Annotated in this window: 21 protein-coding genes; 12 read left to right on the forward strand and 9 right to left on the reverse strand. The window is 64.6% G+C overall.

Annotated elements, in window-relative coordinates; translation table 11 throughout:
• From ARC78_RS16105 to ARC78_RS16145, 9 genes are read left to right on the forward strand one after another with little or no spacing between them, the layout of a single operon-like run.
• Positions 1-1,773 (forward strand): ATP-binding cassette domain-containing protein, encoded by a 1,773-nt coding sequence (locus ARC78_RS16105; protein WP_057506647.1) that lies wholly within the window; start codon positions 1-3, stop codon positions 1,771-1,773.
• Entirely contained in the window at positions 1,770-2,939 is a 1,170-nt protein-coding gene (locus ARC78_RS16110; protein WP_010792191.1) for an ABC transporter permease, read from the forward strand. The genes ARC78_RS16105 and ARC78_RS16110 overlap by 4 nt, the downstream gene beginning before the upstream one ends.
• A 4-nt stretch (positions 2,940-2,943) precedes the next feature.
• The gene (locus ARC78_RS16115) at positions 2,944-4,062 is read left to right on the forward strand and encodes an ABC transporter permease (protein WP_054659622.1); all 1,119 of its coding nucleotides are present in this window, start codon (positions 2,944-2,946) and stop codon (positions 4,060-4,062) included.
• Positions 4,059-5,597, forward strand: coding sequence for an efflux transporter outer membrane subunit (locus tag ARC78_RS16120; protein ID WP_057506648.1), 1,539 nt, complete (start codon positions 4,059-4,061; stop codon positions 5,595-5,597). Before ARC78_RS16115 ends, ARC78_RS16120 begins: the two co-directional genes overlap by 4 nt.
• A gap of 20 nt (positions 5,598-5,617) precedes the next feature.
• A complete protein-coding gene (locus ARC78_RS16125) occupies positions 5,618-5,827 on the forward strand; it encodes a YgaP family membrane protein (RefSeq protein WP_054659143.1) in 210 nt (69 codons plus the stop codon).
• 7 nt (positions 5,828-5,834) lie between these two features.
• The gene (locus ARC78_RS16130) at positions 5,835-7,244 is read left to right on the forward strand and encodes an MBL fold metallo-hydrolase RNA specificity domain-containing protein (RefSeq protein WP_054659141.1); all 1,410 of its coding nucleotides are present in this window, start codon (positions 5,835-5,837) and stop codon (positions 7,242-7,244) included.
• Entirely contained in the window at positions 7,244-8,110 is an 867-nt protein-coding gene (locus ARC78_RS16135; protein ID WP_054659139.1) for an LOG family protein, read from the forward strand. The genes ARC78_RS16130 and ARC78_RS16135 overlap by 1 nt, the downstream gene beginning before the upstream one ends.
• Complete coding sequence (locus tag ARC78_RS16140; RefSeq protein ID WP_016448833.1) at positions 8,107-9,306, forward strand: lipid A deacylase LpxR family protein; 1,200 nt, start codon at positions 8,107-8,109, stop codon at positions 9,304-9,306. Before ARC78_RS16135 ends, ARC78_RS16140 begins: the two co-directional genes overlap by 4 nt.
• A 60-nt stretch (positions 9,307-9,366) precedes the next feature.
• Positions 9,367-9,828: a cytochrome c gene (locus ARC78_RS16145; protein ID WP_227468492.1), complete on the forward strand. Its 462-nt coding sequence runs from the start codon at positions 9,367-9,369 to the stop codon at positions 9,826-9,828.
• Positions 9,829-9,865: 37 nt separating this feature from the next.
• Here ARC78_RS16145 and ARC78_RS16150 read toward each other — a convergent pair whose 3' ends face one another.
• The 9 genes from ARC78_RS16150 to ARC78_RS16190 all read right to left on the reverse strand — a co-directional run bounded on the left by ARC78_RS16150 (position 9,866) and on the right by ARC78_RS16190 (position 17,232).
• Positions 9,866-11,839 carry a relaxase/mobilization nuclease domain-containing protein gene (locus ARC78_RS16150; protein WP_016448835.1) on the reverse strand — a complete coding sequence of 658 codons (1,974 nt, stop codon included), beginning with the start codon at positions 11,837-11,839 and terminating at the stop codon, positions 9,866-9,868.
• Positions 11,840-12,275: 436 nt separating this feature from the next.
• Positions 12,276-12,863: a S26 family signal peptidase gene (locus ARC78_RS16155; protein WP_016448836.1), complete on the reverse strand. Its 588-nt coding sequence runs from the start codon at positions 12,861-12,863 to the stop codon at positions 12,276-12,278.
• On the reverse strand, positions 12,860-13,393 hold the full coding sequence (locus tag ARC78_RS16160) for a DUF2840 domain-containing protein (protein ID WP_016448837.1): 534 nt from the start codon (positions 13,391-13,393) through the stop codon (positions 12,860-12,862). Before ARC78_RS16160 ends, ARC78_RS16155 begins: the two co-directional genes overlap by 4 nt.
• The gene (locus tag ARC78_RS16165; protein ID WP_016448838.1) at positions 13,390-13,674 is read right to left on the reverse strand and encodes a hypothetical protein; all 285 of its coding nucleotides are present in this window, start codon (positions 13,672-13,674) and stop codon (positions 13,390-13,392) included. Before ARC78_RS16165 ends, ARC78_RS16160 begins: the two co-directional genes overlap by 4 nt.
• Positions 13,671-14,309 carry a ParA family partition ATPase gene (parA, locus tag ARC78_RS16170; protein ID WP_016448839.1) on the reverse strand — a complete coding sequence of 213 codons (639 nt, stop codon included), beginning with the start codon at positions 14,307-14,309 and terminating at the stop codon, positions 13,671-13,673. Before parA ends, ARC78_RS16165 begins: the two co-directional genes overlap by 4 nt.
• 253 nt (positions 14,310-14,562) lie before the next feature.
• Positions 14,563-15,420 carry a replication initiator protein A gene (locus ARC78_RS16175; RefSeq protein ID WP_016448840.1) on the reverse strand — a complete coding sequence of 286 codons (858 nt, stop codon included), beginning with the start codon at positions 15,418-15,420 and terminating at the stop codon, positions 14,563-14,565.
• A 26-nt stretch (positions 15,421-15,446) separates the two neighbouring features.
• Positions 15,447-15,728, reverse strand: a complete 282-nt coding sequence (locus ARC78_RS16180; protein ID WP_003294091.1) for a helix-turn-helix transcriptional regulator — start codon at positions 15,726-15,728, stop codon at positions 15,447-15,449.
• An 83-nt stretch (positions 15,729-15,811) separates the two neighbouring features.
• The gene (locus tag ARC78_RS16185) at positions 15,812-16,573 is read right to left on the reverse strand and encodes a DUF2285 domain-containing protein (protein ID WP_003294092.1); all 762 of its coding nucleotides are present in this window, start codon (positions 16,571-16,573) and stop codon (positions 15,812-15,814) included.
• A gap of 308 nt (positions 16,574-16,881) precedes the next feature.
• Complete coding sequence (locus ARC78_RS16190; RefSeq protein WP_016448841.1) at positions 16,882-17,232, reverse strand: DUF2958 domain-containing protein; 351 nt, start codon at positions 17,230-17,232, stop codon at positions 16,882-16,884.
• Positions 17,233-17,470: 238 nt separating this feature from the next.
• Between ARC78_RS16190 and ARC78_RS16195 the strand changes: the two genes are divergently transcribed.
• Genes ARC78_RS16195 through ARC78_RS16205 form a run of 3 tightly spaced genes read left to right on the forward strand, consistent with a single transcriptional unit; the run spans position 17,471 to position 19,203 of the window.
• Positions 17,471-17,761 (forward strand): helix-turn-helix domain-containing protein, encoded by a 291-nt coding sequence (locus ARC78_RS16195; protein ID WP_034399567.1) that lies wholly within the window; start codon positions 17,471-17,473, stop codon positions 17,759-17,761.
• Between the two features lie 8 nt (positions 17,762-17,769).
• A complete protein-coding gene (locus ARC78_RS16200; RefSeq protein WP_016448843.1) occupies positions 17,770-18,333 on the forward strand; it encodes a TIR domain-containing protein in 564 nt (187 codons plus the stop codon).
• Positions 18,334-18,366: 33 nt separating this feature from the next.
• On the forward strand, positions 18,367-19,203 hold the full coding sequence (locus ARC78_RS16205; RefSeq protein ID WP_024162204.1) for a macro domain-containing protein: 837 nt from the start codon (positions 18,367-18,369) through the stop codon (positions 19,201-19,203).
• Positions 19,204-19,239 lie beyond the last annotated feature (36 nt).

Genomic DNA, 19,239 nt, shown 5'->3' on the forward strand with positions numbered 1-19,239 from the left:
ATGCAGGCAAGCCCTGCTATCGCCGCCGTGCCTGCGGGTGCGGGCGAAGACGCTGCCATCGTCATCGAAGACGTGGACAAGCATTTCGGCGACGTAAAGGCGCTGCGGGGCTTGAGCGCGCGCATCCACTATGGACGGCTGACGGGTCTGGTCGGCCCCGACGGCGCCGGCAAGACGACGCTGATGCGGATTCTGACCGGCCTCCTGGTGCCGAACGCCGGCCACGTCACCTTGGCAGGCTATGACGTGGTCAAGGACAACGACGCCATTCATGTCGCCAGTGGCTACATGCCGCAACGCTTTGGCCTGTACGAAGACCTGTCGGTGATGGAGAACATGCGCCTGTATGCGCAGTTGCGCGGCATGGATGCGGACCGCAACGCCGATCTGTTTGCCGAGCTGCTGGACTTCACGCGGCTCGGACCCTTCACCAAACGCCTGGCCGGCAAGCTCTCCGGCGGCATGAAGCAGAAGCTGGGCCTTGCCTGTGCGCTCATGGCGCGGCCGAAGGTGCTGCTGCTGGACGAGCCGGGCGTGGGTGTCGACCCGGTCAGCCGCCAGGACTTGTGGCGCATGGTGCAGGCGCTGACCGATGAAGGCATGGCCGTGGTCTGGTCCACCGCCTATCTCGACGAAGCCGAGCGCTGCGAGAGCGTGCTGCTGCTGAACCAAGGGAAGCTCCTGTTCGATGGCCCGCCGCAGGAGCTGACCGCGCAGCTCGAAGGCCGCAGTTTCCGTCTGGAAGACGTCGGTGCCGAGCGCCGAGCGGTCCTGACCCAGGCACTCGACCTGCCCAGCGTGAGCGATGGCGTGATCCAGGGCGCCGGCGTGCGCGTGGTGTTGCGCGAGGGCGCTCAAGCGGAGCAGCTCCAGGCCCTGTCCGATCAGGCGCGAGTGGAGCTGGCGCAGGTGCCCGCGCGCTTCGAAGACGCCTTCATCGATCTGCTCGGTGGCGGCCCCGGCGGCACTTCGACGCTGGCCGAGCGTCTGCCGCCGGTTGAGCTGGGTTCCGACATTGCCGTGTCGTGCCGAAACCTCACCAAGCGCTTCGGCGAGTTCACCGCCACCGACAAGGTCAGCTTCGAGGTGCAAAAGGGCGAAATCTTCGGCCTGCTCGGCCCTAACGGCGCCGGCAAGTCCACCACCTTCAAGATGTTGTGCGGCCTGATGAAACCAACTGCTGGCGAAGCGCATGTGGTGGGCCATGATCTGCGCCGCGCCACCGGCGCAGCCAAGAGCCGGCTCGGCTACATGGCGCAGAAGTTTTCGCTCTACGGCCTGCTCTCGGTGCAGCAGAACCTGGAATTCTCGGCCGGCGTCTACGGACTGGAAGGCAACACCCGGCGCGAGCGCATTGCCGAGATGATCGAAACCTTCGATCTGGGCGACTGGCTGTCCGCCACGCCCGATTCCCTGCCGCTGGGCCACAAGCAGCGCCTGGCATTGGCTTGTTCGCTGATGCACCGGCCGCCCGTGCTGTTCCTAGATGAACCCACTTCGGGCGTGGACCCGATCACCCGGCGCGAATTCTGGACCCACATCAACGGACTGGCCCGCAAGGGCGTGACCATCATGGTCACCACCCACTTCATGGACGAGGCCGAATACTGCGACCGCGTGGCCATGCTCTCGCGTGCGCAACTGATTGCGCTGGATACGCCCGACGCGCTCAAACGTTCGGCGGTCAGCCCCGAACGACCCGACCCGACGATGGAGGACGCCTTCATTCACCTGGTGGAGTCGGCGGACCGCGAGCTGGAGGCCGCCACATGAACGGCACCACAAAGCACAAGGACGGGAATGGACCACAGCAGACCGACCTGCGCCATTTTGATCTGCGGCGCTTGATCGCCCTGGTCACCAAGGAAAGCTACCAGGCGCTGCGCGACCCCTCGACGCTGCTGATCGCGTTCGTGCTGCCGGTGGTGTTGCTGCTGCTGTTCGCCTATGCGGTGTCGCTGGATGCGAAGGATGTCCGCGTCGGCGTGGTGCTGGAGTCGCCCGGCGCTGCAGCGCAGGAGCTTGCGGCGGCCTTTGCCGGCACAAAGTTCCTGGATGCCCACTTCGCCCATGACCGGCGCGAAGTGGCCGACCAGCTGGTCTCAGGCGACCTGCGCGGCTACGTGGTGATCCCGCAGGATTTCGAGCAGCGGCTGGCCCAGCGTGGCAGCGAGCCGCTGGTGCAGATCGTCACCGACGGCTCCTACCCCAATACCGCCAACTACGTCGAGAACTACGCCCGCGGCGTGGTCCAGTCCTGGCGTGCCGGACTGGACGTCGGAGCACCAGCGCAGGCCGTCATGCTGGAACCGCGCTACTGGTTCAACCCCGAGCTGGAAAGCCGCCGCGCACTGATTCCCGGTGCCATCGCCATCGTCATGACCATCATCGGCACCATGCTGACTGCACTGGTGGTGGCGCGTGAATGGGAGCGCGGCACCATGGAGGCGGTGCTGTCCACGCCGGCCTCGGTGGCCGAAATCCTGATCGGCAAGCTGCTGCCGTACTTCGTGCTCGGCATGCTGTCCACGCTGGGTGCGGCGGCGCTGGCGGTGTTCGTGTTCGGGGTCCCGATGCGGGGCTCGCTGGCGGCGCTGCTGCTGCTGTCGGCGGTGTTCATGGTGCCGGCGCTGGGTCAGGGTCTGCTGATTTCCTCCTTGGCACGCAACCAGTTCCTGGCAGCGCAGATCGCGCTGTTCACGGGCTTCCTGCCGGCCTTCATGTTGTCGGGCTTTCTGTACGAGATCGACGCCATGCCGGCACCGATCCGCGCCATCACCTTGGTGGTGCCGGCGCGCTACTTCGTCGATTCGCTGAAGACGGTGTTCCTGGCCGGCGACATCTGGGCCGTGTTCCTGCCCAACCTGGCGGCCATGGCGGCGATCGGGGGGCTGTTCTTCGTGATCGCCAAGCGCGCCACGCGCAAGAACCTGGAGTGACGCGATGTTGACTTCCGCATTCTCGTTCACCCGCCTGCGCGCCCAGTTCATCAAGGAAGTGCTCAGCGTCCTGCGCGACCCGCGCAGCCGCATGGTGGTGTTCGTGCCGCCGATCCTGCAGTTGCTGGTGTTCGCCTTTGCCGCGACGCTGGAAGTGCGCAACGTCGATATCGCCGTCTACGATCAGGATGCGGGGCGCTGGTCGCACGAGTTGGTACAGCGCCTGGACAGCGCCCGCTTCATCACCCACGTCCGGCATGTCGACAGCCAACAGCAACTCCACGAGCTGATCGACCGTGGCGAGGTGATCGCCGCGCTCGCCATCCCGGTGGATTTCTCGCGCTCCATCGCCGCCGGCGAAAGTGGCCGCGCGCAGGTACTGGTCGATGGCCGGCGCAGCAACTCCGGGCAGATCACCGTGGCCTATCTGTCCACAATCGCCGCCGATGTCGGCGCCGAGGTCGTGCCCGACGCCCAGGCACCAACGCCCGTGGTCGTGCGCCACTGGTTCAACCCGAATCTGGTCTACCGCTGGTTCATCGTGCCCGGCCTGACGGGCATCCTGGCGCTGTTCAGCGCGCTGCTCATCACCTCGCTGTCGATTGCACGCGAACGCGAGCTTGGCACCTTCGACCAGTTGCTGGTGTCGCCCACCTCGACGCCCGAGATCATCATCTCCAAGTCGCTGCCGGCGCTGGCGATCGGCACGCTGCTGGGTTTGTTCATGATCAGCGCAGGCGTGTTCCTGTTCGGCATTCCATTTACCGGCTCGTTCGCACTTCTGCTTGCCAGCCTGGTGCTGTTCATCGCCTCGGTGGTCGGCATCGGTCTGATGATTTCCGCGGTCAGCATGACGCAGCAGCAGGCCATCCTGGGAGCGTTCGCCATCGGCGTGCCGGCGGTGCTGATGTCCGGCTTTGCGACGCCTGTGGAAAACATGCCTGTCGTCCTGCAATGGCTGGCTCAGGCCATCCCACTGACCCATTTCCTCATCATCGTCGAAGGCAGCTTTCTCAAGGCCATGCCGCCCGGTGACATTCTCGCCAGCCTGTGGCCGCTGGCGGTCATCGCCCTCGCCACGCTGACCATGGCCACCGTATTCGTCCGAGGACGCCTGCAATGAAATCCAAGCCCCGCACTCCCTTTCTTCGCGCAACCGTCACCGGCCTGACCCCTGGGCGCGCGCGTCCGCTCGTGCTGGCCCTGTCCTGCGTGCTGCTGACTGCCTGCGCAAGCGTGGGCCCCGACTACCGCGAGCCGCCGCCGGTCGACGTCGGCAGCGGCTGGAGCTTGCCGTTGGCAAGCGAATCCCAGTCCGCAGACTTGAGCCAATGGTGGTCTGCACTGGACGATCCCATCCTCGATCGCCTGATGGCCACGGCGCTGGCACAGAACCTGGATCTGCGCCACGCTGCGGCACGCATCGATGAGGCACGCGCCCTGCGCGATCGTGTGGCCGGCGAGGCATTGCCCACCGCCGCCGCTGGCGCGAGCGTCAACCGGCGCCGTCAAAGCGAGAACGGACCCCTGCCCGTAGGTTCGATCCCCGGCCTTGACGCCACGCAGACCATCTACGACGCGGGCTTCGACGCGGCCTGGGAGGCCGACTTGTTCGGGGCCAAGCGGCGGGCGCTGGAAGGCGCCAGCGCCCGCCTGCAGGCGACCGAAGCCGAGGCGCAGGGCATACGCATGCGCATCGTGGCCGAGGTCGCACGCACTTGGTTCACCGCCGTCGGCGCCCGCTACGAGTTGCACGCACAACAGGCCACACTGGATACGCTGCAGCAGACCTTGGAATTGGTGCGCCTGCGGCATGCGCTGGGCGACGCGTCGGCCGCCGACGTGGAGGCGGCGTACGCCCAATGGACAGCAGTCAACGCGCTCATCCCGGATATCCAGGCGCGTCAGCGCGCCGCGATACTCAGCCTGGGCGTGCTGCTGGGCGCGCCGCCGGAGCGGGAGCTGGCACTGCTGGATGGCCCCTTGACGCCGAGCACGCTGCGGGCGCTGCCGGTGGGCGAGCGCGCAGAGATGCTGCGCCGGCGCCCGGACGTGCTGGCTGCGGAACGTCGCCTGGCAGCGAGTTCCGCCGACATCGGCGTGGCCACGGCCGAGTTGTTCCCCAAACTCTCCATCGGTGTCGGCGGCGGGTTCCAAGCGCTCAGTACGGGCGATTGGTTCGATGCATCCAGCTCGCGTTTTTCCATCCTGCCGCTGATTTCCTGGCGCCTGTTCGACGGTGGCCGTGTGCGAGCCGAAATTCGGGCACGCGAGGCGGCCGAGCGACAGGCCGCGCTGGCCTATGAGCAGGCCGTGCTGACGGCGCTGGGCGACGCCGAGCGCGCCCTGGGCGACTACCACGGCGGACTGGACACGCTTGAGCGCCGTGGCATGTCACTGGATGCCGCACGCACCAGCTACGGCCACGCCAAAGCTCGCTACGCCGCGGGCGACATCGCCCTGGTCGAGCTGCTGGCCGCCCAGCGCAGCCTGCACGAGGCCGAAACCGCAGCCGCGCGGGCCCATGCCAACGCGGCCGTGCAATTGGTGGCGCTCTACAAGGCCCTTGGCGGTGGCTGGGACACATCCACCGCGCCATCAACCGCAATCCATCCGCCGCGGGGCGCTGCCGCCCCCGTCGCGTTTTCAAGCCGCTGACGAAACACAAGGAGACCATCATGCAAATCAACGTTGGAAGTGTCGACCGCATTGTCCGCATCGTCCTCGGGCTGATTCTGCTCAGCCTGCCGTTGTGGCTGGACTCACCCTGGCGCTGGCTGGGGCTCATCGGAATCATGCCCCTCGTCACCGGCCTGGCCGGTCGCTGTCCGGGCTACCGTCTGCTTGGCCTGGGCACTTGCCCGATACAAAAGAAAAATCCGGAGTGAAGGTCCCATGAAACTGCATTTTCTGGGCGCTGCGCGCGAAGTTACCGGGTCGTGTTTCTTGGTGGAAGCGCTCAACGTACGCTTCCTGGTGGATTGCGGCATGGTTCAGGGCGGACGCACGGCGGCGGCACGTAACCATGAGCCATTCCCGTTCGACCCGGCATCGATTGATTTCGTGCTCCTGACCCATGCCCACATCGACCACAGCGGGCTATTGCCAAAACTCACGCGCGCAGGATTCACGGGGCCTATTTACGCCACGCCAGCCACGGTTGATCTGCTCGGGGTGATGCTGCCCGATAGCGCTCACATCCAGGAAAGCGATGCGAAGCGGGATGCCAAGCGGTTCAAAGAGAAGACCGCGCTGTCACCCCTGTATACCCTGCAGGATGCCAGCGACTGCTTGCAGCAGGTGCGAGGCATCGAATACGACCGGGAGTTCGCGCCCCGCGTGGGGGTGCGCACCCGTTTCCGCGATGCCGGGCACATTCTTGGGTCGGCCATCATCGAAGTCTGGGTGACCGAGTATGGCTATCCGACAAAGCTCGTTTTCAGTGGTGACCTCGGCCAGCCGGGGCGCCCGATCCTTCGCGACCCGACACCCATCGAGGACGCCGACATCCTCATCATCGAGTCCACCTACGGCAACCGCCAACACAAGGATTTCTCGGCAACCGAAGAGGAGATGATCAGCATCGTCGAGAAAACCCTCTTCGAGAGCGGCGGCAACGTCATCGTGCCGGCCTTCGCGGTTGGCCGAACCCAGGAAGTCCTTTACCACCTGCATCGACTCACCTGCGAGGGGCGGTTGCGACAACCGATGGTATTCGTCGATTCGCCGATGGCCACCGAGGCCACACGCATCACGCGTGAACATCTCGAATTGTTCGACGAACAGGCGAAGCGGTTGGCAGGATGGCACGCGCGCGGCGAGAACCTCCCATACCTGAGTTTCACAGCGAGCGCTGAAGAGTCCATGGCGCTGAACCGGATCCGCTCCGGGGCCATCATCATCTCTGCCAGTGGCATGTGCGATGCGGGACGTATCCGGCACCACCTGCGCCACAACTTGCCACGCCGGGAATGCAGTATCTTGTTTCCCGGCTTCCAGGCGCAGGGGACGCTTGGCCGGCGCCTGATCGAGGGGGCCGAACGTGTACGCATCTTCGGTGAGGACATCCCGGTACGTGCGGCGATCCACAGCATGGGCGGCCTCTCGGCGCATGCCGACCAGAAGGCGTTGCTGAATTGGGCTCGGGGTTTTGTTCACCCACCGGCGCAAACCTTCGTGGTGCATGGGGAACTGTCTGCCGCGCAGGCCTTCGCCGAACTCCTGCAACAGCAACTCGGCTGGCAGGTCACGGTGCCCGAGCATGGTCATGCGCTGCGCTGGCCGGACTTTCTGGCGCACGAGTGATGAAGCCCGCCGAAGATCTCGCTGAACGCCTGCGCGCCATCCGCGAGTCGCCAACGTACCGTCTTGCGTACGAAGACATCGAACTGCTTGGCCAGGACGAACTGCGGCCGCTGCGACTGCAGCTCGAACTACTCAAACCTGAGCGCATCCTGCACGAGAAAGGCATCCGCTCGACGGTAGTGGTCTTCGGCAGCGCACGCGTGAGCGATACCGAGACGGCAGAAGCCCGCCTTGGCGCGCTGGAGCGTCAGGCGCTCGTCACTGCGGAGAATGCCGGGCTGCGGCAAGAGCTCGCGCGAGCCCACCGCCGGGTCGAACAGGCACGTCATTACGAGCAAGCGAGGCGTTTCTCGGGTCTGATTTCGGCGCGTTTTCAGCAGCAGAACCGACGTGATTTCGTCGTCGTCACCGGGGGTGGTCCCGGCATCATGGAGGCCGCCAACCGCGGTGCTTTCGAGGTTGGCGCACGCTCGATTGGCCTCAACATCACGCTGCCGCACGAACAGGCACCCAACCCCTACATGTGCCCGGACCTGGCGTTCAGGTTCCACTATTTCGCGCTGCGCAAGATGCACTTCTTGTTGCACGCCAAGGGCTTGGTGGCATTCCCCGGTGGCTATGGAACGCTCGATGAGCTGTTCGAGGTGCTCACCTTGATCCAGACCGGAAAGATGCAGCGTATTCCGGTGGTGCTGGTCGGCCGTGCATTCTGGCGTCGCGTAGTTGATTTCGATCTTCTGCTCGACGAAGGCTATGTCTCTCCATCCGATCTCGACTTGTTCACCTGCGTAGACGAAGCGGAGGAAATCGTCAGTGCCCTCGAACGCTTTTACGTCAACAGGGCGGCAGGCGATGGGGCAACATGATTGGCATCGACGGGTATCTCTGGAGCCTGCGCGGCACCAAGGTGCGGCAGCCGATGCAGTGCGCCGCCTTGTTGATTACGGGTGCATTGTTCAGCCCGATTGCTGCTTTCGGTTCCGAAGTCTCGCTCTCTGCAAATCCTCCCTCCTGCTCACCAGAGCAATCCCTGCGCTGGCGGGGCGGCACTCTGCGTCTGGAGAACGATTTGTTCACCGGCTCCGATCGCAACTACACCAACGGTGTCGCGCTAACAGCAGTCTCACGCGATCTGCAAGGCGGGCTCCGTCCGGAATGCCTGCCCCAGCCGATTGGCTTGTACGCCCGCTTCATCGGCTGGGCTGATCCAGGCTTCTGGCACGACGCCGGCGCCCACTCGTCGTCGCAAAACCTCGTTGTGCGCTTTGGCCAAGTCATGTACACGCCCGAGAACAAGACGCGCACCGATGTGATTCCAGATGATCGACCGTACGCTGGTTTGCTCTACCTGGGTTTGGCGTGGAATCGCCGCATCCATCCACAAGCCGCAAGCTACGAAATCCTTGACGTGCGTGAGCTGACCCTGGGCGTGATCGGCCCCTGGTCGCTGGCCGAGCAATCCCAGGATCTGGTGCATCGGGCACGCGGCATTGAGCGCTTTCGCGGCTGGGACAACCAGTTGCGCAACGAGCCGGCATTTCAGATGGCCATGGAACGCAAGTTCAAGCCGTACACGGAGGGCGCGGTCCGCCCTGGATGGGGCAGCGACGTGATCGGCGGCTATGCCCTGCGGGTTGGAAACATCGAAACCGCCGCCAGTACCGGCGTGGAGTTTCGCGCGGGCTGGAACATACCGAACGACTTCGGCAGCTATCCGATCCGCCCTGGCGCGGAGAACCGCCCGCCCTCTGGTGTTGCCGATCTGCGCACGACAACGCCGCAATCGGTCCTGGCGCCCAAACCTGGGGCACATGTCTTCCTGAACCTGGAGGGTAAAGCCGTCGCCTGGGACTTCTCACTCGACGGAAACATGTTCCGGAATAGCCACCATGTCAGCCGGCGGCCTTGGGTCGCGCAAGCAGCTCTCGGCATCAGCAGCCAATGGATCGTTGCTGGACGTGGCGTGCGGCTTGCCGTGATGCGCGTTTGGAGAACCCGCGAGTTCGACCAGCAGGCGGGCTATCACGCATTCGGATCGATCGCGCTGAGTTTGGAATTTTGAGGGCACCTGCAACCATTCGTTAGACCCAAAGCATTCGTCAAAACATCAATGGAGAAATTCGTGAACCAGCCCTTGAAACCCAGATCGTTCTTCACATTTTCGCTGTCCGTGCTCTTGGCAACCTTCGCCGCGGCACTCGGTGCGCAGTCCGTAGAGGCGGCAAAGCCAATGGCGCTTCGTACCATAATGGAAAGACTCGGGCGCGACATGCAAGCCGTCACGGGCGCGATCTCCAAAGAAGACTGGCCACTGGTCACCGAGCTAGCACCACGAATCGCCAAGCATGCCGAGCCGTCCATGTCGGAAAAGATGCGCATCCTTGCCTGGCTTGGGGCAGACGCTGGAAAGTTTCGGGGTCTTGATGGACAGGTCCATGACGCCGCGACCGCCATGGGCGAGGCTGCCCAGCGGAATGACGGCCAAGCAGTCATCGCGGCTTTCTCCAAAACCCAGCAAAGCTGCCTAGCCTGCCACCAGAGTTACCGTCGCTCGTTCGTGGAAAAGTTCTATGGAAGCCGCTAGCAAGAGATGGCTACACCTGTTGACGGAAGACTAGCTTCTATCCAATAGATATACCTCGACGAATTCCGAGTTCCCAGGAAGCCGATCCTTTATGAATGGTCGCAGCGAGTTGTTGTCCCAACCGCTGCTCGATCACCGGCTTCCACGGCACCAGGCTGAATCCCATGCCGTCATCAAGCATCGCGTAGCGCCCGCTAGCGAGCATGACGGAACGCCTGTAGATGCCAGCCACGCGTTGGCCGTCGGACACGGGCCGGTGCTCCAAGCCGGTTTCGGCCGCAATGTCCTTGGCGGCCTGCGCCAATTCCCGATTGCGCAGCGTGCCCAACAGATTCCGGGCTAGGATTACGCGCTGCCCGCGCCGCTCGGCCAGCCCCTGTTCGGCCAGGAAGTCGGCGCGCTGCTGCATCGCCTGTTTGGCCTCGCCGCCAAAGCCCAGGTCGCCCAAGCCCGAGCCGCCGCCGATCAACTGCTGGTCAAGCCAGGTGGCCCCGATCACGCGGGCCTGCCGCTCTATGGGCAGGTGCGATTTCAGTTCAACGGCCACGCCGCCCAGGCGCTGCGCGTCGTAGCGGCGGCCCTGCTCGGCCAGGTCGTCCGGCACCTTCCATAGCCCTTCGGCCACGCGCTCCACGATGCCGGCCCGGCGCAGGGCTTCGAGCCGGCGGACGTGGACCGCGACGACTTCCTGCGGATCGCGGCCCGGTACGGCCTGACCCTGCGCGATGGCGAGGTGATGATCGGTGCGGTACAGGCCACCGCTCGCCAGTGCGGCGATGTTCTTGTCGGCGGCGCGCAGGTCGGCCGATCCCTTCACCTCCACCACGGCACCGGCTGGGTAGTTCGCCAGCTCGTCGCGGGCGTTGAGCGCGACGTAGTGGGCCTTGCCATCCACCCCGTCGATGACCAGATAGCCCCGGTCTCGCAGCTCGTCGGCCAGCCCCTTCGCGGCCACGCGGCCGAGGATGGTTCGGCCGTCGTCTCCCGGCTCGAACACCGCCAGCTCGCGCGGCTCGCCGCGCATGGCCCGCTGCATGGTGCGGATGATGTCGCCACGCTCGCCCAGGACGCGCAGGGTCTTTTCGGCGTCGGCATGGACGGCCCAGGTGCCGGGCTGCATTTCGTCGGCCAGGCCCAGGCGCTGCAAGCGTTGCAGCCGGCCGATCAGCAGCAGGCGCTGGCATTGCAGCCGCGGTTCGTTGAAGCGTTCGATCTGCACTCGGCCGCCCTCGCCTGCCTCGCGTTGCAGGGTGCGATCCAGGCTCGTCCACCGCTCTTGCTCCACCTCGCGCTGCAAGGTCTGCTGGATCTCCAGCTCGGTGCGCGGCCCCAGCCATTCGGTGGCCAGCTCGGCGGCGCGATGGCGGAAGCCATCGGCGATGTAATCGCCCGCGATGATGAGGTCTTTGCCGGTGTCGTCGCGCCCGCGCACGACGATGTGCGTGTGCGGGTTGTCGGTGTTCCAGTGGTTGACCGCCACCCAATCGAGGCCCGTGCCCAGGTCGGCCTCCATGCGGCCCATGAGGTGCCGCGTGTAGGTGCGCAGGTCTTCCAGCTCCGCGCCATCCTCGGGCGAGAGGATGAAGCGGAAATGGTGCCGGTCGTCGGCGCAGCGTTCCTTGAAGGCGTCGAGGTCGGCGGCATCGGTTTGCGGCCCGTAGGCTTGGCCCGGCTCGCCATCGCGGCCCACACCGTCGCGTTCGATGTAGCGCAGGTGCTTGGCGAGCGACTGCGGGCTGGCCTGGCGCTGGTTGACCAGCAGCGTTTTGATGGTCACGCGCCGCGACATGGGCATCAGCTTCGCCCCCGCGAAGCGCGCCGCCGTGTGGCCGCGCCCCAGGCGCGAGCCGGGCCGCTGGCCGGTGCCATGCGCCGACGCCGAACGGCGCACCGAGGACTTGCCGGCGCTGGCCTTGTCTGCCTGCTTGAGCACCTTGGAGACGAAGCCCTGGCCCCGATTCTTCGGGGCGCTGGGGCGGATGCGGAAATCGTCGTCGCGGCGGTCGGTCATGGCTGTGCTCCCTGCAAGTTACGGCGTGTCCTGTCGTGCGAAGCACGCAGACATGCCTGCATTGGCGCGAGCTTCGCGCCACAAGCAGCACGGCAGCGAAGCCGCGCCGTGCTGCGCCAACCCCACGTGCAGACTGGCTTTCGACGCGGCCCGGTGCCGCGTCCTTTTGTCTTGCCTTCCGCCTTTGCCCCTCGCTGGCGCTCCGGGCAGCGGCGGCCCGGCGGTGCTGCTGCGTGGGCAGCCAGCGCGCCTGCGAACGCGGCGACGGCCACAGGCCAGGCGCGTTCGAGGCAAGACGCCTGCACATGGGAAGGCAGCGCGAAGTGCAGCGCGGATGCGCCCGCACTGCACGCGCGACGACATGCGGAAAGCCAACGGATCGGCACGCCCGATGGCACGATGAGATGCACGGCAACGTGCAGCGAATCGGCCGCCATCATGGACGGGCCTCCAGCCAGATTGGATGCGCGATGCCGATCACGGCGGACGCGCTGACCGGCCCGAAGTACCTGCTGTCGAACGACGCCGGGTTGGTCACACTGAACAGGAACAGTTCGCCGGGTTGAAGGCGACGGCATTGCTGCCAGGATGGCAGCGGCCGGCCCCAACGGTCAGCGGGCAGCACGGCGGCCGAAGGCACGCCGTCGATGCGGACGATGCGGCCGGTGATGCACACCTCCTGCGGCGCGATGGCGCCCACGCGCTTGAGCAGCGGTACGTGAGCCGGCAGGTAGCCGCGCTGCGCAGCCAGCGCGGCGGCATCTGCCGGCATCGTGGTCAGGACGATGCTGCCTACGGACAACGGACGTGGCAGCGAGCCGGCACCGTGGCCCAGCGGATCGACGCGATACCAGCCGATCGCCACACTGTCGGACGGGTTGTAGATCAGGCGCGGCAGCGGATGCACGAAGGATGCCCAGGCCAGCGCAGCGAGGCCGCAGGCGGACAGGCCCGCCAGCACGATACGAGTGCGCAGGCGCGAGCGAGGATGCGGCGCGGTGTCGGCAGCACAAGCGGCGGTCATGGCAGCGCCCTCCCTGCGAGCCAGGCGGCGTGCCGCTCGGCGGTGTACTCCGGCAGCGGCAGGCGCGCAGCAAGCCGGTTGGCGAGCGTGCGCCAGTACGCGGGCGAGGCACCGACAGGTGCGATGCCCAGCGCCTCGATGGCGTCGATGCGTTCCAGCATGGCGCGCACCTGATTTTCTCCCTCGGCGTGCAGCAGCAGGCGCGCGCCCGGCTGCACGCCGGGGATGCGCTGCGCCGCGTCCAGCGGCGTGCAAGCCTGCATGACCATGAGCTGCCAGCGCACGGTGCCGTAGTCGTTGGCCTGCCAGCGGATGCGGCAAAACACGGCGCCCGGCAGGAACACCGCGCAACGCCGCCAGCGGTCGAGCTGGAGCGTGCGCGCGGGTTCACCGAAGCGCAGATAGAGCTTGAAGCGTGGTTCGATGTAGGCCAGCGCCACGCGCGTCAGCGGCGCGTTGGCAGGCTGGCCGGAAGGTGCTGCGAGCGCAGCCGTGGCCGCGCCAGCGGCAGGCGAAGCGGATGCGTTCATGGTGTGCTCTCCCTGCGGTGTTCTGGAAACTCTCGCTCCAGCAGCCCGCGCAACAGATCGGCAACGGTCACGCCCTGCGTGAAGGCCGACACCTTGATGCGCGCCCGCATGGCGGGCGTGATGTCGAGGGTCAGACGTGCGGTGTACAGGTCGCCCTTGTTGAGCGCATCGGCGTCGCCCTGACGAATCCACGCCTCGGCGTGTGGATTCGCGGGCGGACGCGCGCCGATGCCGACGCGCTTGGCATTGCGCTTGCTGTTCGGTGGCGGCTTCTCTGTCATGACGGCCACCGCAGCAATTCGTCCACCAGCGCCGTGATCTCGCGGGCGGCGGCGCTGTTCGGCGCCGTCTCGCGTGCAAGCCGGCCAGCGGCCACGCTGTCGGCGAACACGATGCGTTGATGCACTTCCGCGCGCAGCGCAGGAAGCGGCTGGTCTGCGAGCGCCTGGCGCGCTTCGCGCCCGATCACGGTGGTACTGACGCGCCGGTTGATGACGAAGGCCGCGCGCAGCGCCGGCCGGAACACCTGCGCCTCGCGGATCAGCGCCACCATTTCAGCTGAAGCCCAGAGGTCGTAGGGACTGGGCTGCACCGGGATCAGCACGCGCTCAGCCGCCAGCAGCGCGGAGCGCGCCAAGGCGGCGATGCGCGGCGGCCCATCGATGACGACGTGATCTGCCCGCCTGGCGAGTTCTGGCGCTTCCTGATGCAGCGTTTCGCGTGCGAGGCCGACGGCGCTGAACAGCCGTGGCAAGCCTTGCTGGCTTCTGCGCTGCGTCCAGTCCAGCGATGAACCCTGCGGGTCGGCGTCCAGCAGCACGACATGCTGGCCGCGCATCGCCAGCTCGCCGGCGATGTGCGTAGCAAGCGTGGTCTTGCCCACGCCGCCTTTCTGGTTGAGCAGCGCGACGATCATGACCTGGCCCTCCCTGCTGGAAAGCCCGGCTGTTGTCGCGGCGTTTGCGGCCGCGTGGTGGTTGTCCACCGCAGCGGCGTTTCTCTACTAAAAGTTAGAGAAATTAAGTTAGGGAAGTTAGAGGGCGGGGAAACCCAGTGCTGGTGCGGGTTTGCGGCCGATCGGCACGCCTGATAGCACGATAGTCCCACGCCCGATAGCACGATACCCCGCACGCCTGATAGCACGACACCATTCACAGGCTCTCCCGGAGTTATCCCCGTGCCGTATGCGGCACGGGCCGGAACGTCAGCAGTTCCATGCCGTTGTCCGGCATCCTCTCGATGCCCAGGACGTAGCCGGGCAGCGACTGCCGCGCGACCAGCGCGCGCAGGTCGCAGGCGAAGTCGTAGGGCTTCGCAGTGCTGCCGGACTTCTGGTGCAGGTAGCGGAAGTCGAATTGCCAGCCGTATTCCTGCTTGCCGCCGTGCTTGCGCACCAGGCGGTACAGCCACCGCTCGATGCCGCCGGTCAGCCGGAAATACGCCGGGTCGATGGTCAGCACCAGGGCGGCGTCGAGCACGCCGGCGTAGAACCAGTCCGGCAGGATCAGCTCGATGCCCAGCGGCGTGCCGTTGGCATCGGCCAGTTCCTTCCATTCGTTGATCCACGAGAAGCGATGCAGGCGCCGCCCGGTCGTCTCGCGGATGGACGTGGCCACCGTGGTCGATTGCAGCCGATCCAAGGCCGCTTTGAGGCGCTGGTAGTCGCGCAGCGACTTGCCGCGCCCGATGAAGCGCAGGATCTCGTAGGGCGTGGCGCGCATCAGCCGCGAGGGCCGCAGGCCCGCGTCCTTCGCCTCCACGATCTGCGAGGCAGCCCAGATCAGCACGTCCGCATCCCAGATCGTGGCGATGCCGTGTTCGGCCGTGCCCTCCACGCGGATCGTCACGTTGCCCGCACGGAAGTCGATGGGCTTGACCCGCTTGGACTTGCCGAGCGAGAAGAACGGATAGGCCATCAAGTCCTGGCTGTCGCGCGGCGCCATGTCGCCGGGCAAGGCGCGGAACAGGTCGAGCTGTTCGCGCTCCTGCAACGGCCGCTGCCGAGACGGCAGCGCGGTGCTGGACATGGCGATGGCCTGCCGCGCGCCGCCGATCAGCGCGCACGGCTGTCGGCCAAGTGGTGCTCGGCGTATTCGGGATCGGAGGTCGTCTCGAAGCTGCGGTCGGCAGCCCAGGCATCGAGGTCGGCCACGGCGTACATGACACGGCGGCCGAACTTGCGAAAGCGCGGGCCACCGCCAATCACGCGCTGCTTTTCCAGCGTGCGCGGCGATAGGCGTAGGTACTCGGCGGCTTCGTCGTTGGTGAGATAGCGTTGAGGTTGCGCGGCAGCGGTCGAGACAGTGGCGGCAGGCCGCAAAGGAGCGGGACGCATGGTGTGAACCTCCATCGTTTGAAAACGCCCGGCCACACAGCGCGACCGGATGGAGGCAGTCTCAAGAAGCGAGAGGTTTCCGATCAGGGCCGTTTTGCGTCCGCATCAAAACGACCCTTCTCAAGCGGCGGAAGCTGTGCTAATCGGCGATAGCCGCCGCGCATCAGCGCATCGCCGCGCCGCACCAGGCGGCGCACCTTGGAGCGCAGGCCGCCATCGCTGTACCAATCGGCCACGGCCTCGGCACCGAACAGCCCTTCGCCGACATCGCGCAAGGATGCGCCCGCCAGGGTCGCGTCGAGCGCCTGCAAGGTGTGCAGCTCCAGCAGCGCGGCAGGTGTTGGCCTGGGCTTGGCGTCGGCCAAGGCTGGGCCGTGCGTATGGCGACGCGCATTCGCGGCAGCGCCGCCGCGATGGGCATAGGCCACGGCCATGCCGTCTTCCAGGGCGGACGCCAACGCGAAGCGCAGGCAATGGCCTGGGCTGCGCGCGATCAGCGCCAGCCCCTTGCCGTCGTGGAGAAGTTGCTTGTGGCCGGGGATGCACCAGAACGCGAAGGTGGCGGCATCCTGCGGCGGGTCGGCATCGGGATAGAGCTGCACCACGGCCGCATGACCAGGCAGCCAAGCGGGATGCGCGTCACGCGCATCCAAGGCAGGGTCTTCCAGCAGGCGCAAGCCCCAGCGATGCGCTGCTTCAGGCCGGCGATGACGGCGCAGCCAGTCAAGCCGGTAGTCGGGATGCCTGCGCAGGTACTCCCAGGCGAGCGCGAGCGTATCCAGCCAAAGGACGTACAGGTAAGCGGCAGTCGGATACCAATGCGCGACGTGATGGGGATCGACCATGGCGCAACCTCCCTGCGAACAGGACAGGCCGCCACGGCAGGGCTAGCGCTACATCGCCATCATCAGAACGTCATGGGGAAAAAAGATAGTTGGGACTGTCAAGACCGATTGGCTCCGATGCGTTGCGGTAGTTGTCTCAATGCTGCGGCGGCAACGCCCCGAGGTGGGGCGCCGTACAGACCAGCCTGCCGTAGCCCGCGTCGGGCATCATGTCTATTTGGATCAGACTGGTGCGGCTGCGCCGCAAGAATGCTGATTGAGACCTGCCCGGTATGACACCAGACTGAAAAAGTCACAGTGGGCTGTGCTCAGTCCGGGATAGCCCCGTCTTGCTCGGCCAAGCAGGTGTATTCCGACAGTGTGCGCGTGGGCTGGAAATAGAGATCGCGCATCACGGGCTGCTTGCGTGGCCCGACGATGCCGGCCAGCTCGGACAGCTTGAAGGTGCCTTGCGCCGGCATCCCGATCCCCAGGTCGATGAGGCCCCAGGCGGTATCGCCATCGACGGGGTCGAGCGCGGCCAGCAGCCAGGTCACGTGCGCGTCCGGCGTGAACAGGCGCACCACGGGCACCGGGTCGATGGCCCGGCCAGCGGCACGGGCCGCGCCGTTGGCGAGCAGTTGCGCGCGCTCCGGGGCGGTGGTGAGTGACTGGGGCATGGTCGGCAATCCCACAAATCCAATGATGCACAAATGCTGTTCCACGTCGAAGCGCAGAACCGCGAAAACGGATGTACGCCTTCGTGCGCAAGCACGGATGCGGTTCTGTGGCTTTGCTGGAACCCGTCGATACGGATTTCCGTAAAGGCACGAAAGCGGAGAACAACAATGAACACTATAGATTGTAGCCCTATAGAGCGCAATGAGTTGTCATCTTGGTTTTTCAGGGGAACCATAGGTGGCGGCTCGGTACTCATTGGCGAAGGCTTTGAAGACAGTCAGGAAAGCGCGTGGCTTGAGCCAAGAAGCGTTTTCGGACGTGTCGAGCCGCACCTATATGAGTACCCTGGAGCGCGACCTTAAAAGCCCGACCTTGAACAAACTGGCCGAGCTGTGCGAGGTGATGGAGATCCACCCGCTCACGCTGCTGACGCTGGCTTACGCAGGCGACAGCACGCGCAAGGCCGACGAGTTGCTGGCGCAGGTTCGCCAGGAACTTGAGGCGGTATTGAATTCAGACGGAGATTGAGAAGCGCCATGGCATATCGAAATGGAAACTACACCGCCTTCTACGTTGCGGAGCCATTCCATCCCAGCTCGCTGGGTGCCAATGCGACAAAAGATTTTCAATACTACAACACCCTGCGGATGTGGAAAGGCGCTGATGCGACGTTCCCCTTTGTCGATTCGCACGACAAAACTTACAGCGTCCGCGACGGCAGCGATTGGGAATACACCCTGAAGCCGAGACTCAGGGAGCGCCTTCGGAACTCGAAGAACATCATCCTCATCTTGAGTTCGATCACGACGAATTCCCGTGCCCTTCGAGAAGAAATCGACTACGGGATCAACGACCAGGGGCTACCCGTCATCGTCGTCTACCCTGAATATGCCACCAAGGAAAGCCTGCTGGTCGGTGGATCATTGAAGCAGGCGGTCAAGAACCTGTGGGGAAATCTTCCCGTATTCCGGGATTCGATGAGCAAAATCCCTACGCTTCATGTCCCAATGAACAAGGAACTCATAAAAAAATCCTTGCAGGACGGCGAGTTCATGGTTGGGAGCATGAAGGCCCCAGGCATCTACAGGTACAACCCATAATCAATCGACATATCGGAGCGAATGATCCACGTCATGGCGAAGGTCAACTTTTTTGACAGGCGGGTCATCAAGAAATTCCTTGAGATCACCGCTGTCATCAGCGGTACGCTGTCATTCGTAGTTATTTTTGTTGACGTCCCTACCGAGTGGAAGCTGAAGGCTGGCTTGGCCTTCTTAGTAATACTGGCGCTCACCTACTTGGTGATATGGCTCTGGTCGAACAACCTGAATAGTATCGACATCAATGTCGAGGGCAGCGATGTCGCGATCAAGACTGGAGACATTTTCCAGCAGCCTGGATTGAAGGCAATCGCCTTCAATGAGTATTTCGACACGCAGGTTGATAACAAGATAATTGGCGAGACTTCCCTCAACGGCGTTTTCATCCAGAAGCATCTCGGCGTCCCACTCTCCGAACTGGACCGCCACATCGAGGAATACGCTTTTGATATCAGCGAAGTGCTGGATGAGAACGAGGCCAGGAAACAGGGGAAGAAGAAAAGATATCAGATAGGCACGATCTGCCTGTACAAGGACTACCTCCTGACCGCGTTCTCCAAGTTCGACGAGAACAACAAGGCGCTGCTAACGATGCCGGAGTACCTTGAGTTTCTCATCAATTTCTGGGACAAGGTAAACAACGTCTACGCCCAGCAAAGCGTATCGACCACAATCTTCGGTTCGGGAATCACGCGAATCAAAGGACACAAGAACATTTCCGACGAGGATCTCCTGAAGATAATGCTGTGGACGTTCAGGATCAGCGAAATGCGATTCAAGTATCCCGCGAAGCTGACCATCGTGATCCACAAAGATAAGATTGACCAGATCAATCTTCTTGACATTAAATCCGCTAGGAACGGCGTGTAATTTCCAATAGCGGTTCGGGTAATCCCCCCGCAAAAC

This window comes from Stenotrophomonas pictorum JCM 9942, from assembly GCF_001431585.1.
In the GTDB taxonomy this organism is placed as follows: Bacteria; Pseudomonadota; Gammaproteobacteria; order Xanthomonadales; family Xanthomonadaceae; genus Stenotrophomonas; species Stenotrophomonas pictorum.

Bases quoted from the DNA above. Each gene is read 5' to 3' on its own strand.
- ARC78_RS16105 (WP_057506647.1), top strand. From the start codon at position 1: ATGCAGGCAAGCCCTGCTATCGCCGCCGTGCCTGCGGGTGCGGGCGAA.
- ARC78_RS16110 (WP_010792191.1), top strand. From the start codon at position 1,770: ATGAACGGCACCACAAAGCACAAGGACGGGAATGGACCACAGCAGACC.
- ARC78_RS16115 (WP_054659622.1), top strand. From the start codon at position 2,944: ATGTTGACTTCCGCATTCTCGTTCACCCGCCTGCGCGCCCAGTTCATC.
- ARC78_RS16120 (WP_057506648.1), top strand. From the start codon at position 4,059: ATGAAATCCAAGCCCCGCACTCCCTTTCTTCGCGCAACCGTCACCGGC.
- ARC78_RS16125 (WP_054659143.1), top strand. From the start codon at position 5,618: ATGCAAATCAACGTTGGAAGTGTCGACCGCATTGTCCGCATCGTCCTC.
- ARC78_RS16130 (WP_054659141.1), top strand. From the start codon at position 5,835: ATGAAACTGCATTTTCTGGGCGCTGCGCGCGAAGTTACCGGGTCGTGT.
- ARC78_RS16135 (WP_054659139.1), top strand. From the start codon at position 7,244: ATGAAGCCCGCCGAAGATCTCGCTGAACGCCTGCGCGCCATCCGCGAG.
- ARC78_RS16140 (WP_016448833.1), top strand. From the start codon at position 8,107: ATGATTGGCATCGACGGGTATCTCTGGAGCCTGCGCGGCACCAAGGTG.
- ARC78_RS16150 (WP_016448835.1), bottom strand. From the start codon at position 11,839: ATGACCGACCGCCGCGACGACGATTTCCGCATCCGCCCCAGCGCCCCG.
- ARC78_RS16155 (WP_016448836.1), bottom strand. From the start codon at position 12,863: ATGACCGCCGCTTGTGCTGCCGACACCGCGCCGCATCCTCGCTCGCGC.
- ARC78_RS16160 (WP_016448837.1), bottom strand. From the start codon at position 13,393: ATGAACGCATCCGCTTCGCCTGCCGCTGGCGCGGCCACGGCTGCGCTC.
- ARC78_RS16165 (WP_016448838.1), bottom strand. From the start codon at position 13,674: ATGACAGAGAAGCCGCCACCGAACAGCAAGCGCAATGCCAAGCGCGTC.
- parA (WP_016448839.1), bottom strand. From the start codon at position 14,309: ATGATCGTCGCGCTGCTCAACCAGAAAGGCGGCGTGGGCAAGACCACG.
- ARC78_RS16175 (WP_016448840.1), bottom strand. From the start codon at position 15,420: ATGTCCAGCACCGCGCTGCCGTCTCGGCAGCGGCCGTTGCAGGAGCGC.
- ARC78_RS16180 (WP_003294091.1), bottom strand. From the start codon at position 15,728: ATGCGTCCCGCTCCTTTGCGGCCTGCCGCCACTGTCTCGACCGCTGCC.
- ARC78_RS16185 (WP_003294092.1), bottom strand. From the start codon at position 16,573: ATGGTCGATCCCCATCACGTCGCGCATTGGTATCCGACTGCCGCTTAC.
- ARC78_RS16190 (WP_016448841.1), bottom strand. From the start codon at position 17,232: ATGCCCCAGTCACTCACCACCGCCCCGGAGCGCGCGCAACTGCTCGCC.
- ARC78_RS16200 (WP_016448843.1), top strand. From the start codon at position 17,770: ATGGCATATCGAAATGGAAACTACACCGCCTTCTACGTTGCGGAGCCA.
- ARC78_RS16205 (WP_024162204.1), top strand. From the start codon at position 18,367: ATGGCGAAGGTCAACTTTTTTGACAGGCGGGTCATCAAGAAATTCCTT.